The organism is Lentzea sp. NPDC004789, from assembly GCF_053601075.1.
Map to the genome: position 1 here is coordinate 66,896 of NZ_JBSGBE010000011.1, position 13,498 is coordinate 80,393.

9 protein-coding genes are annotated in these 13,498 nt (G+C 73.1%); all 9 read left to right on the forward strand.

The window, feature by feature from the left end:
* The first annotated feature begins 4 nt into the window (after nucleotides 1-4).
* The 9 genes from ACWEIJ_RS24715 to ACWEIJ_RS24755 all read left to right on the forward strand — a co-directional run bounded on the left by ACWEIJ_RS24715 (nucleotide 5) and on the right by ACWEIJ_RS24755 (nucleotide 13,497).
* Complete coding sequence (locus tag ACWEIJ_RS24715) at nucleotides 5-1,744, forward strand: hypothetical protein (RefSeq protein WP_449839593.1); 1,740 nt, start codon at nucleotides 5-7, stop codon at nucleotides 1,742-1,744.
* Nucleotides 1,741-3,666: a hypothetical protein gene (locus tag ACWEIJ_RS24720; RefSeq protein ID WP_449839594.1), complete on the forward strand. Its 1,926-nt coding sequence runs from the start codon at nucleotides 1,741-1,743 to the stop codon at nucleotides 3,664-3,666. The genes ACWEIJ_RS24715 and ACWEIJ_RS24720 overlap by 4 nt, the downstream gene beginning before the upstream one ends.
* Nucleotides 3,666-4,829, forward strand: a complete 1,164-nt coding sequence (locus ACWEIJ_RS24725; RefSeq protein ID WP_449839595.1) for a hypothetical protein — start codon at nucleotides 3,666-3,668, stop codon at nucleotides 4,827-4,829. The genes ACWEIJ_RS24720 and ACWEIJ_RS24725 overlap by 1 nt, the downstream gene beginning before the upstream one ends.
* Nucleotides 4,829-5,320 carry a hypothetical protein gene (locus tag ACWEIJ_RS24730; protein WP_449839596.1) on the forward strand — a complete coding sequence of 164 codons (492 nt, stop codon included), beginning with the start codon at nucleotides 4,829-4,831 and terminating at the stop codon, nucleotides 5,318-5,320. Before ACWEIJ_RS24725 ends, ACWEIJ_RS24730 begins: the two co-directional genes overlap by 1 nt.
* Nucleotides 5,320-5,901 (forward strand): hypothetical protein, encoded by a 582-nt coding sequence (locus ACWEIJ_RS24735; protein ID WP_449839597.1) that lies wholly within the window; start codon nucleotides 5,320-5,322, stop codon nucleotides 5,899-5,901. Before ACWEIJ_RS24730 ends, ACWEIJ_RS24735 begins: the two co-directional genes overlap by 1 nt.
* Nucleotides 5,898-8,750, forward strand: a complete 2,853-nt coding sequence (locus ACWEIJ_RS24740) for an NACHT domain-containing protein (RefSeq protein ID WP_449839598.1) — start codon at nucleotides 5,898-5,900, stop codon at nucleotides 8,748-8,750. The genes ACWEIJ_RS24735 and ACWEIJ_RS24740 overlap by 4 nt, the downstream gene beginning before the upstream one ends.
* Before the next feature lie 100 nt (nucleotides 8,751-8,850).
* Nucleotides 8,851-10,419 (forward strand): serine/threonine-protein kinase, encoded by a 1,569-nt coding sequence (locus ACWEIJ_RS24745; RefSeq protein WP_449839599.1) that lies wholly within the window; start codon nucleotides 8,851-8,853, stop codon nucleotides 10,417-10,419.
* Nucleotides 10,416-11,957 carry an SPFH domain-containing protein gene (locus ACWEIJ_RS24750; protein WP_449839600.1) on the forward strand — a complete coding sequence of 514 codons (1,542 nt, stop codon included), beginning with the start codon at nucleotides 10,416-10,418 and terminating at the stop codon, nucleotides 11,955-11,957. Before ACWEIJ_RS24745 ends, ACWEIJ_RS24750 begins: the two co-directional genes overlap by 4 nt.
* Nucleotides 11,944-13,497, forward strand: a complete 1,554-nt coding sequence (locus ACWEIJ_RS24755; protein WP_449839601.1) for an Hsp70 family protein — start codon at nucleotides 11,944-11,946, stop codon at nucleotides 13,495-13,497. Before ACWEIJ_RS24750 ends, ACWEIJ_RS24755 begins: the two co-directional genes overlap by 14 nt.
* Nucleotide 13,498: the final 1 nt, after the last annotated feature.

Consider the following 13,498-nt stretch of genomic DNA (forward strand, 5'->3'; position numbering starts at 1 on the left):
GCGGATGCCCCAGTCCCGCAACCTCAACCAGCTCAAGCGATGTCCCGCGTGCGACGACGACCTGGGCGTTCCTCCGACGCGCGCCGAGGACGGCAGCTGGCGGCGGCCGAGCCTCCTGCTGGAGGTCTGCGGCAGCGACCGCGGCGCGATGGAGTGGCGGCTGAGCTCGTTCGGCGGCGCCGTCGAGGCCAGCTCGAAGGGCTACCACGCGTCCCGGCCCGGCTGGGTCTACCGCATGTGCGGCGACGGCCACGTCTTCCTCGACCACATCAGGATGACCGGCGAGAGCGTCAGCACGGAGTGGACGGTCGACGACTTCGACGCCTCCGCCACGATCGGCGGAGTCGCCGCGGGCAAGAGCTATCTGATCCTGCGCACGCTGCACCAGCACCTGTCGGTCAACGGCCTGCCGCACCTGACGATGACCGACCGGCCGATGCAGGTCGACAGCCACACCGCGGACTGGCTGGAGGACACCCCGCTGCAGGTGCTGCTGCAGAGCTACCGCAACACCGAGGAGAAGGGCCTCCCGCTCGACCCGACCGTGCTGCGCACGACGGTGCCGTTCCACTTCCTGAGCACCAACGTCTCCCCCGACCTCGTGCCCGCCGTGCTGGAGCTGCAGGAGAAGCTCGGCGGCGAAGGACACCTCGACCGGTCGACGTGGGGACGCCGGATCCGGCAGCCGATCCTGTGCCGGTACTCGATCGGCGGCAGGCGGGTGCTCGTCGCGATCGCCGACCTGGCCGGCGAGCAGTTCGCGAGGTCGGCGCTGGAGGACGACCACCAGCAGCGGTTGCTGCGCAACTACGGCACGCTGACCTGGGTGGTCGACCCGGCGATCGCGAAGCCGTTCGCCGCGTTCATCCCCGCGGACACCGTCGAGGACACGATCGCGGCCAGCGTGCGCCCGGACGACAACGTGACCAACGACCTGCGCGGCGTGCTGCACCAGCGCAACTCGGTGCAGCGCAGGGTCGCGCTCACGCTCGCGCAGCGGACCGCCGCGCTCGCGGCCAACGTCGGCTCACGGCAACACGTTCTGGTGTGCATCAGCAAGATGGACCTGATCCACCTGGCGTTGCGGCGGGGCAGGAGGCTCGACGAGCTCGGCACCGAGGGCGCGGTCGTCGAGGGCACCGCGCGCTACCTCGCCCACGTCGCGATCCGGTTCTCCGGGCCGAAGCGCAGGCTGGTCGAGGAGGCGGCGCTGCGCTCGGTCGTCGAGCCGATCGCCCGCACCCAGCACGAGCAGAAGCTGTTCGAGGCGACCGTGCGGCAGTTCGCCAAGGCGATCGTGGATCACCACAGCGACCCCGACGCGTGGTGGAACCTGGTGCACGTCGGTGGTGGCGCGGTGATCCCGGTGCGCGAGGGCGAGCTCTCGTCGGTGCTGCCCGCGGGCCGGATCGTGCTGCCGTCGCTGGACGCGCACATCGCGGGCGCGCTCACCCCGCACGCGTCGGCGGTGCTGCGCACCAGGGACCTGGTGATGTCCGCGCTGGGCTGCGGCATCGCGTACGCGCTCGGGTTCGCGCAGCGCATCGAGTCGATGCTCGGCCACGAATGGCGCGACATCCGGTTCTTTCTGTGCTCCCCGCTGGAGCACGCGCCCGTCCGGGTCGCCGAGACGAGCGAGCTGATCGAGCCGCGGGACGCGAGCGCGGTCTTCCCCGATGTCGACGAGAGATCAGCGGCACTGTCCCAGTTGCTGCTCAGCCTTCTCCGGAGGATGCGGCCGTGACCGAACATGTCGTCGTCGAGTGGGGTGACCGGTCGGGTGGCGGCTTCGTGCCGTACACCGATCCGCGGCGGGGCGCGCCGCCTCCGCGCGCGTTCGTGAAGGTGGCGCACGACCTGCAGGACGACGTCGTGCACCAGCCGCCCGACGACGCGCGCGACAACGACAGGTTCCCGGTGTGGGGGCTGCAGCAGGTCGACGTCGAGGACCACGGTCCGCAGTGGTGCTTCACCGTGCAGGGCCGGGGCGGTGCGTTCGGAAGGGCGGGCAGCTGCCAGTTCCTGTTCGTGCCGGCCGCCGACGATCCCGCCGACGTGTGGGCGTACGGCGCCTCGCTGGTGGGCGCGGACGGCAGGCTCGGACTCGACCCCCTGCACCCGGCGCTGCCCTCGGTGGACGCGGAGTCGCTCGTCGGCCCGCTCACGGCGCTGGCGCAACGCCGCCGGCGCATCGCGCTGACCGGTGAGCCCACCGAGGTCGCCCGCGTGATCTGGCACCTGGTCGCCGCGCTGCCGGACGTGGTCGTGGCCGAGCACATCTGGCTGACGTTCCCGTTGAGCATCCCGATCCTCGACGAGCGGCCGAGCGTGACGGGGCAGTGGCCGGCTGAGCAGTCCGACAACCTGAAGGCCCGTCAGGTCGCGCGCTGGCTGGAACCCGATCCCGCCGAGCGCCCCGATCCGCTGCCGCCGCGCGCGGACGAGGCGATCAGGTGGCTCGCGAGGACCGTCACGACGCGGCGGCTGGACGAGGCGCACCGCGCGCACCCGTCGATGCGGGCGTTGCTGGAGACGATCATCGCCAACGAGCTGGACATCACCGACGCGGACGTCCCGAGGCTCGTCCGCGCGCACGACCCGCGGTTGCGCGACGGCGTCAACCCGGACCGGGTGCGGCGGTGGGCCGGCCGGCAACCGAACGCCGCGATCGGCGAACTGCTGCACCGCCCTCCGCCGTGGCTGGAGGAGGAGCTGCTGGAAGGCCTGCTCACCGCCCACCGGCACGCCGAAGCGGGGCAGAACCCGGCGAAGTTCCCACCGGCGAGCGCCACCGGCGGCTGGCACCAACGGCTCGCGGAACTCCTCCGCGCCCGCTATCCCGAGCGGACCGGGCTGGTGCGGTTCGTGTGCGAACACGTGACCGCGCCGGGCAGGCCGCTCGGGACGCCCGAACTCGTGCAGCAGTACCGGGGGTGGCTGGAACGCCTCGGCGTCCCGCCCAACGACCCGTCCGTCTTCGGCGTGCCGGTCAAGGAGATCGCGGCCGCGCTGGCGCAGAGCGGCCGGATCTCCGCCACGCACCGGGACCTGCTGCGCGCGGCACCCGACCAGATCGGCGCGCTGAGGTCGGTCGTGCAGCGCCTGCCCGAGGTGACCGCGGACCACGCCGCGGTGCTGATGACAGTGCGGGAGGACGAGGACGGCATGCGCCAGGTGCTCGAACTCGTGCTCGACCACAACCCCCACCGCGGCGAGCGGGCCGCGGCCTGGCTGGCCGACGTCATGCAGCGGGCCACGTCGGACCGGGTCAGGAGTGCGGTGGTCACCGCGGGAGAGGCGTACCTCGGCAGGTTCGAGGCGGGACCGCTGCCCGCCGCGTTCCTGTCGTTCGCGCTGCGGTTCTGGAGCGAGGGCCAGGAGGACCCGACCGCCGCTCGGGTGCTGCGCGACGCCGCGTCCCGGCTCAAGCCCTCGGCTGCCACGAGCAAGACGACGTACCGGTCCGAGCCGGTGCACCCGCACGACGACGGATGGTCGTCGATCCAGGCCGAGCCCAGGCCGCTGCCGGTCGCCGAAGCGTCCGAGGAGGACGAAGAAGAGTCCGGCGCCGCCGGCTCGCCGTGGACGGTGGTGCTGTTCACGGTCGCGGCGGCCTTCGTGGTGCTGCTGCCCGTGATCTTCCTGCTCAGCCGGTTGGGGCAGTGATGGCGGACCAGATGTCCGCGGCCGAGCGGATCACCGCGCTGACCGGCACCGCGATGTCCACAGTGGACAGGATCGCCGGGGTCTCCCCCACCGGCCGGCCACCGCACCTCGCTCAGCTGGGCGGCGTGCTGGCGGTGGCGGCGCGGCAGGCCGGGCGGATCGAGCTGAACCCGGCCGCCGCCGACCCCGACGCCGACCTGTGGCGGTTGCGCGAACCCGGCTACCTGCGGTCGATCTGCGAGCACCCGGTCGCGCACCCGAACACCGCGCTGGTGCTGCTGCCCGTCGTGCTCACCTGGTCCGCGCTCGGCGTGGCGGAGTGGCGGTACGTGCGGTCGGGCAGCACGGGCTCGCGCCCGTCGTTCTTCGCGGACTGGCTGGCGCAGCCGTGGTACCTCGGCCCGGTGATGCTGTCGCTGGTCATCGTCGTGACGGTGCTGTGGATCATGCTCAACCACCGCCGCACCTCGTCGTCCCAGCGCCGGGCCGACGCGATCGACCGGGTCGCGCACCAGCTGGAGGTGGACCTGCTGGAGCCGGTGGCGATCCTGCGGGCCCTGGTCGGTTCGTCGCCGGAGGAGCAGACGCGGCAGGCCGCCGCGACGCTGTCCGAGGCCGCGCACCGGCTGGGCGAGGCCTCGTCCCGGCTGGCGGCCGCGTCGGCGGTCGTCGACCGGCTCGGCGCGGTGGCGCAGGAGCTCGTGGCGGCACTGCCCGACCTGGCGCGCCAGGTGCAGGCGTTCTCGGCGGTGCAGCAGCGGTTCGGCGAGCAGGCGGCGCAGATCATCAGCGCGGTGGCGCCGTTGGAGAACGTCGTGGCGGAGGTCGGTGCGGCCGGTGCGCTGGCGCGGGACGCCTCGGCGAGGTCCGGCGACGTCGTGCGGGAGGCCGCGGTGCAGCTGGCGGCGGCCAACGAGCTGTCGACCCGCAACACGGCACATCGCGAGCTGCTGGACGAGGCCCAGAAACCGTTCTCCGCGGCCGCCGGCTCGGTGGCGGGCGCGGCGGAGAAGTTCCAGGCCACCACGTCCACGTTGCAGGAGATCACCGGCAAGCTGCGGGAGACGATCCGCGAGGTGAACTGGCTCGCGATGGTGTCCGACGGGCTGCGTCATCCCGCCGAGCACCCGGACCAGCCGGTCGAATCGGATCAGGTGGCCTGATGGCGCGCAGGCACCGCCCGGTCAGCACGCTCGGCGTCGCCGGCTGGCTCTTCGCGGAACTGGCGCTGCTGCTGATGATCGTCGCGCTCGGGTCGGAGGAACGCCGGTCGGTGGCCGAACCCGTGGCGCCTTCTTCTCCCCCGCCCACGACCAGTTCGGCCGTTGCCCCGGAAGGACTTTCGCTGACCACCGAGTCGTTCATCATGCACGTCGACCCTTCCGGCGCGGGCGTGGTGGAGGAGTTCGGGCGCAACCTGGCCGCGAAGGTCGGTGCGGACGGGCGCGTCGGGCTGGTGCTGCTGTTCGGGCGGTCGCGCGACCCGTTCACACCGACGCAGGGGACCGTGGTCTCCCAGCAGCTCAAGGACCTGGTGGTGCCGGCGGGCCTGCCGCAGCTGCGGACCATGAACGACATGCGCGCCTACCTCGGGTCCGACGGCGCGCCCGGTGACGTCAAGGTCGAGCTGTTCCTGCTCAACGGAGGCCGCTGATGCCGCGGCACGGCCCGGACGTGGTCGTGGTCGACGGGTCCGGCGCCGGCCGCGGCGAGGCGGTGCGTTCCGCCTTGGGGCGCAACGGGATGACCGCCGTGGCGGGGTCCGCTTTGGACATCACCGCGCATCCGGGGGCGTGCGTGGTGCTGCTCATGCCCGCCGACTCGCTGCCGGACGCCGGCCACCACGTGCTCTCGGCGGTGGCCGGACTGCGCGACCGGCACCGGGCGCGGTTCGTGGTGGCGTGGCACGTGCCGCACCGGTCCCGGCTGCGGGTCGCCGCCACCGCCGGGAACAACGCCGCGTTGCTGCTCGGCACCAGCTGGCAGCGCGAGCTGACGCACCACGCCACGCCGTTCGACGCGGTGCGCTGCCGCGACCGGCAGGTGCGGGCGCTGATGTCGGCGCGCACGGTCGGCGGCAAGCCGGTCCGGCGGTTCTGCGACGACCTCGCCACGCTGGACCCGCTGGCGTTGCACGACATCACCGCCCAGGTGGCCGATCTCGGCGAGGAGACGCGGCTGTGCTGGCCACCGCCGGAGTCGATCGCCCAGGCCGTCCGGTTGCGTGCCCGGTGAACGACGAGGTGTCGAACTCCGTCGAGGGACGCGCGGACGTGGTCGTGCAGGCGGGCACGCTCATCTTCGGCGCGACCGGTGACATCCCGGTCGGCGAGGCGGTGCGCTCGCTCGACCCGGTGTGCGCCGACGTGCTGCGGGACGGGTTCACCGGGCGGCGGTGGCTGATCGAGCAGATCGACGGGTTCCTGGACTCCCGACCGTGCGGCTACCTGTGGGTGGAGGGCGATGCCGGCGTCGGCAAGACCGCGCTGGCCGCGCATCTCGTCCGGGAACGCGGCTGGGCGGGGCACTTCTCGCGGCTGACCCGCGGCGGCTCGGCCAGGGTCGCGCTGCGCAACCTGGCCGGGCGGCTGGCGGTGGCGCACGGTCTCGCGCCGAACGGGTTGCTGCCCGCCAGGTGGTGCACGCCGGAGGGGTTCGAGACGCTGCTGGCCCGGCTCACGCCGCCGGTCGTCCTGGTGGTGGACGGCGCCGACGAGGCGGAACGGGTGCCGGGCGCGCAACCGTGGGGCCTGCCGAACGAGCTGCCCGCGGGCGTTTTCGTGGTCGGCACGTACCGGACCGGCAGCCCGCCACCCTTCGGGCCGTCGGATGTCGTGCTGCGGCTCGCGGCCGCGGATCCGCGCAACGTCGCCGACGTCGTGGCGCACGCGGCCCGCGTGCAGCCCGATCTGGCCGACGTCACCCGCTGCGGAGGCGTGTGGATCTACCTGCGGTACGTGCTGAACGAGATCCGTCAGGGCGTCCGCGCGGCGGCCGATCCGCTGCCCGCCGACCTGTCCCGGTACTACACCGGCGTCCTGGAGTCGTGGCCTGCCTCCGTCCTGCCGCTCGTCTCGACGCTGGCGGTCGCCGGAGAACCGCTCAACGTGCGGCAGCTGGCCGTTCTGTCCGATGTGGACTCCGCCGGGGAGCACTGCCACCGGACCCTGCGGCCGTTCCTCAGCGTTGTCGACGGGGCGGACGGCCGCGAGTTCACCTGGTACCACGCCGGTCTGCGGGAGTTCCTCACCGGCGTGCGTCCCGGCGAGGACGGTCGGGAGCAGGACTGGAAGTGGTGGGACGTGCTGAGCTCCGCCGCCACCGCCGCGCACGACCGCATCTGCTCCTACTACCTGACCTCCGCCCCGACCGACGGCTACGCGTTGCGGCACCTGGCACGTCACCTCGTGGCGGCGGGCCGCGAGGACGACCTGCACCGCCTGCTGCGCACGGACTCGTGGTTCACCGCGCACGACCAAGCCGACACGATCGACGACTTCCTGTCCGACGTCGCGCTGGCACGTGCCTTGTGCGCGCGGGAAACCGACCGCGCACTGGCCGCCGCGCAACCGGCCACGACCCTGTGCGACGAGCTGCGCTACGACCTGGTGGTGGCGTCGATCGCCAGCCGCACCAACGCGCTCTCCGCCGAACTGGTGGCCGCCCTGGTCGCCGGCGGCGTGTGGACCCGGCCCCGCGCCGTCGCGCACGCGCTCAGGCTGCCCACCGCCACCGCGCGGGCACACGTGCTGGCCGTCCTCGGCGCGGCGGACCTGGCCCTCGCCGAGTCCGCCCAGATCGAGTCCGCGTACGCCCGCGCCGAGGTGCTGCTCACCCTGATCCCGCTGGACCCGGCCCGCCGCCCGGACCTGGTGGCGAAGGCGTTGCACGCCACCGCGGACATCACCGGCGAACACCAGCGCGCCGGAGCCGTTGTGGACCTCGCACCGTGGCTGACCGCCGACCAACGCGACACGGCTCTGGCGCTGGCGCAGCACATCACGCAGCCGCACGCCCGAGCACGCGCGTTGACGGCGCTGGGCGACCACGCCGGTGCGTTGGCGGCGGTGCGCGCGATCAGCGGTGAGAAGGAACGGGCGGAAGCCCTGGCCGCGCTGGCGCCTCGCCTGGCCGCTGTCGAGCAACCCACCTCCCCCGCTCCGAACCTGTCCGCCGCCCTGACCTCGGCCCAGTCGATCACCGGCCCCCACCGCCTCATCGCGATCGCCGCGCTGGCCGCTCACCTCCCCGATCGCGACCAGGTCCTCCAGCACCTCCTCGACACCCCCGTCCCCGACCACCAGGCCGAGGTGTACACCGCCCTGGCCCACCACCTGCCCGCCGCGATCGCCCCGGCCCTGGCCGCCGTCACCGCGGACCCGACCCGAGCCGAAGCCCTGGCTCCGCTGCTCACCGAGCCCCAGCTGACCGAAGCCCTGCACACAGCCGACCCCCGAACCCGCGCTCGCTGCCTCACCGCCCTGGCCCAACATCTGCCGGATCCCCAGACGCTCCACCGAGCACACGAAGCGGCCAAGGCGATCCCCGACGCCCACGACCGCGCGGAGGCGTTGACCCGCCTGGCACCCCTGCTACCCGCCGCCCCACGCCGCCAGGCCCTGCTCGACGCGCTCGCCGCGGCCACCGCCGTACCACCGGAGAACAGGGACCTGCCCGCGGGACTGCGCTGGCCCGGTCCCACGAAAACCCAGAGCCGGCGCGAAGTCCTGGCCACCCTGTCGGCCCGCCTGCGCGCCGAGGACCCGCACGACCCGCGCGCCCGATCGGCGGCGCTGAGCGAACGGATCCCGCACCTGTCCGCCGCCGAGCTGCACGAGGCGCTCGATGCGGCGCCCTACGGCGACCGCGATCTGCTGTGCGCGGTGGTGCTGCGGGCCGGCGAGGTGGCCGGCGACGCGGAGTTCGTCGCGCTGCTGCGGCGGGTGCTGCGCGGCGGGGTCAGCCGGGCCACCTGCACAGCGGTGCTGGCGGCGGCGTTGGGCAGGCTCGTCCAGGTGGCCGGCGAGGACGTGGCCGACCGGATCGGGGACGCGCTGGCCGACGTGCACCGGTGGTGGCCGTGAGTGGCCAATTGGTGGACAGAAGCTCCGCACGGCCGCCGGTTCGGGGCCGTACGGCCTACGCTGCCCGCACCGATCGGCTCCGGCCGGAAGAGGGTGACGGATGAGCCCCGACGACCCGCGCCGGCTGGGGCCGTACCGGGTGCTCGGCCGCCTCGGCGCGGGTGGCATGGGCGCGGTGTACCGGGCCACGTGGTCGGGCACGGACCGCGAGGTCGCGATCAAGGTGATCAACCCCGCGTACTCGGCGATCCCGAAGTACCGCGCGCGGTTCACCCGTGAGTTCCGGACCGCCATGTCGATCAGGTCCCCGTACGTCCCGCGGGTGCTGGACGCGGATCTGGAGTCCGAGCAGATGTACGTGGTGACCGAGCTGGTCGACGGGAAGAGCCTCGCGGACGTCGACCGGCTGCCGGGCGACCGCGTGCCGGCGCTCGCGAAGGACACGGCGCTGGCGTTGCGGGACATCCACGAACGCGGCATCGTGCACCGGGATCTCAAGCCCTCCAACGTGATGATGACCGGCGAACGCGCCATGGTGATCGACTTCGGGATCGCCGCGGACCTCTCCGACCTCGTCCGGCTGACCACCACCGATCACGTCGTCGGCACACTGCCCTACCTCGCCCCTGAGCTGATGGACCCGCGCGCGGCAGCACAGCCGTCGCCGGCTTCGGACGTGTTCTCGTGGGGGTGCCTGATCTACTACGCCGCCACTGGACGTCCCGCCTTCCCCGGCGTGGGCAGCACCCTCACCCAGTCGGCCCCGGACCTCCGGGACGTGCCGGGAACCGTGCGCGAGCTGGTGGCACGAGCCCTCGACAAACGGCCCGAACACCGCCCGTCGGTGCGGGACGTGCTGGACGACCTCGCCACCATCGGCGCGGAAGTCGTGCTGTGCGGCGGGAACGGGCGCGGGTACACCGCGCGGCTGCGGGCCTGCCTGATCGACGCGGGACTGGCCGTGCGGACGTCCGCCGACCCGGACTCCCTGGCGGACGCGGCGGTTCTGGTCGTGGTCGTGTCCGAACGGCCGGACCCGGCGGTGCGGGACATGCGGCTGGCCGCCCGGCGGCGCGGGGTCGAGGTGCTGCCGGTGCTGGTCGGCAACTGCACCGAACCGGACGCGTTCCTCGACGCCCGCGCCGGCGCGCTGCCCACCGCGGCACAGCTGCGGGCGTTGCGCGAGTGTGCGGCCAGGAAACCCATCAGCACCAACGACTTCACTGACCCTGCGGTGACCGCGATCGCCGCCGCCCTCGCCGACGGCGATCTGGTGCTGGCGGACCGGCGCACCACGGCGGCGCTGCTGGCCGCGGCGGGCTGCGCGGAGCTGGGCTGGGCGGGACCGGACGAGGTCGCGTCCATCGGCAGGCAGCTGCTGCTCGACTGCGCGCGCGTGTGGCACGAAGGCACCGACGGCAAGCACGGTTTCCTGGCCCAGCGCGGTCTTCTCGCGGATCGCACCGGGACCGAGGTGGCCGACCTCGCGGAGCTGTTCGGCTGGGGCGACCCGCTGACCATTCCCGCCGACTACGCGAGCTGGGTCGCGGGCGCCGGGGCCGCGTTCTTCCCGACCCTGCGCCACGACCGGGTCACCGGCTCGTGGTTCGACACCTGGAACGTCACTGTTTCCGCGGTACACCGGCGAATCCGGAGCGAATTCCCATGATCGAAGGCTTAGTGATCTTCATCGTGCTGGCCGCGGTGCTCATCGGCCTCGCGGCGCTGGTGCTGCGCAGGATGCGCCATCTCTCGTTGCACCGGTTCGCCGTGGCCACCCGCAAGTGGGTGGTGCCGCAACCGAACATGTCGCGCGAGAAGTACGTGCTGAGCACCATGCGCGTCCTGCGGGGCGGGCAGATGCTCCCGTTGTGGCCGTGGCTGTACAACGTCCGCGAGTACGACTACATCAGCGTCCCGGTCGGCACGGTGGGCCTGGTCAAGGCCAGGGTGGGCAGCAGCGTGCCGGCGAGCCGAGACCTCGCCGCGTACGTCGACTGCGACAGCTTCCAGAACGTCGCGGCCTTCCTCCAGGGCGGCGAGAAGGGCATGCAGCTGCAGATCCTGCGGGGCGGCGAGGAGTACGCCATCGACCCCGAGCTGTTCGAGGTGTACACAGTGGACAGTCTGCCCAGCGGGTTCCCGGTCGGCGCGAAGGACCTGGAGCTGCTGTCGGTCGACAGCGAGGACGTCGGGGTCGTCATCGTCACCGACGCGCCCGCCCCCGACGACCCGAACGTCCCGGCACCCTCGGTGCCGGGTCACGACAACTTCCAGCTGCCGTGGGTGTTCCTGGCCGGCGGCGGGCGCAGCGGCCTGCAGACCGACATCCTGCCGGGCGGGGCGAAGTACGCGATCAACCCGTTGTTCGCGCGGGTCGTGCACATCCCAGTCCGCGAGCTCACCCTGACGTGGGGCGAGAAGTCCGGCAACGAGGACCGCTACGACTCGGAGCTCGGCCCGCTGCGGGTGACGATCCAGGGCTTCGAGCTGGAGGTCGACCTGAGCCAGACGCTGTCCATCCCGCCGCATGCCGCGCCGTACCTGGTCAAGCGGTTCGGCGAGGAGGCGGAGGGCGACATCGGCGGCCGCAAGTCCGCGGCCGTCAAGCGGTTCGTCGGCCGGGTGCTCGGGGAGAAGGTCAAGGGCTACTTCACCGAACGCACGAGCGGCGGCGAGATCGACAAGTTCATCCACCAGCTCGCCGACGTGCGCGGCAAGCTGAAGATCCAGATCACGCAGGCGCTGGCCGAGCTGCGGGTCGACGCCCGCGAGACGACGATCGGCGCGATCCGGTTCGCCTCCGACGAGCTCAACCAGGAGTACCGCAAGTACGTGCAGCGCCAGCAGCAGTTCCGCCAGCTCGAACAGGAGCTGCTCAACCAGCAGGTGATCAACGACATCCAGCGCAAGCAGCTGGAGGTGCGCCGGGAGGAGCTCATCGCCCAGGAGCAGGCGCTGTCCGACCTGTACGGGCTGGACCGCCGCGCGCTCGAACGGCTGCAGGCGATCCTGGGCAGCGCGAACCAGCCGACCGTGATCGTCAACGGCGGTACGGCGGCCGCGATTCCCGTGGCGCCGCACCGGCCGGCGGAGCGGATCGCGGTGCCGGCCTACGACCCCACGGCGGAGATCGACGTGTTCGACATCAGTCCCGGCGTGCTGCCGCCCGCGGACGGAGGAACGGAGTCCGGTGACGCGAACTGAGCCGGCCAGGCCGGTGCTGGGCATCGACCTCGGCACAACCTACACGTGCGTGGCCACGATGCGCGGGCGGGACGCGGTCGTGCTGCCCAACGCCGACGGCGAGCCGACCACGCCGTCGGTGGTCTACTTCGCCGAGGACGGCACGGCGGTGGTCGGCAGCGCGGCCGTGGCCCGCCGCGACCGGGAGCCCGGCCGGGTCGTGTCGCTGATCAAACGCGAGATGGGCAGGGCGAACGTCACCGTGGACGCGGCCGGGCGCCGCTACCACCCGCAGCAGGTGTCGGCGGTGATCCTGATCAAGGTCGTCCAGGACGCGTTGCGCCACCTCGGTTCCGCTGTGCCGGAGACCGGGCCGGTGGCCGACGCGGTCATCGCCGTCCCCGCCTACTTCGGCGCGGCCGAGCGCAGGGCCACCGCGCAGGCGGCCGCGCTGGCCCGGCTCAACCTGCTCGACCTGGTCAACGAACCCGTCGCGGCGGCCGTGGCGCACGGGCTGCACCAAGGCGGCGGACGCACGGCGATGGTGTACGACCTCGGCGGCGGGACGTTCGACGTGACCGTCATCCGGGTCGAGGAGGGCGTGCCCGCGAAGGTGGTGGCCATCGCGGGCGACCACCGGCTGGGCGGCGCGGACTGGGACCGGCGGCTCACCGCGCTCGTGCTGGCGCGGGCGAACTCCGCCGGGGACGCGGTGCGCGGCGACCCGCTGGCGATGGGCGGCCTGACCCGGCAGGTGGAGCAGCTCAAGATCGCGCTCACCGGCGCCGACCGGCACACCGCGCTGATCCCGGGCCGGGACGGCGCGACGCATCCCGTGACGGTGACCCGGGAGGAGTACGAGGAGGCCACGGCGGACCTGCTCGACCGGACTGTCGAGCTGACCCGCGACGCACTCGAACTGGCCAGGCGAGGCGGTGTCGAGGAGATCGACGACCTGCTGCTGTCCGGTGGCATGTCCCGCGGTCCGGCCGTGGCGCGCACGCTCGCCGAGCAGCTGCCCGAGCTGCCACCCGCGCGGTTGGCCCACGACGCCGACCACACCGTCGCCAAAGGCGCGGCGCGGATGGCGAGACGTGCGCTCGGCCAGAACTCCGCCGACGAGGTCGACACCGTGACCGCCAAGGGGTACGGGGTGGCGGTGGTGCGCGACGCCGACCGTCCGGCACTCGGCCACGGGGTGCTGTGGCTGATCCCGCCCGGCACCGACGTCCCGGTCGTGCGGCACCACGAGGTGTGCACGATCCGGGACGGCCAGCGCCGGATGGCCATCCGGGTCTGCGAGTCGGCCACCGGGTTCGTGCTCGGCGACCTGGCCGACGACCCGGCGGACCACACCGCCCTGGTCGACGGCGAGATCACCGGACTGCCCGCGGGCGTGCCGAAGGGCGAGCCGGTGGAGATCGAGTTCGAGCTGGGCGGCGACGGCGTTCTGCACGTGCACGTCCGCGCGCGCGACGCGAGCCTGCGGCTGGAGGCGAAGGTGGCGGGGGCGATGACCGAGGACGAGATGAGCGCTCCCCTGCCGGGGATCCGCCGCTGAC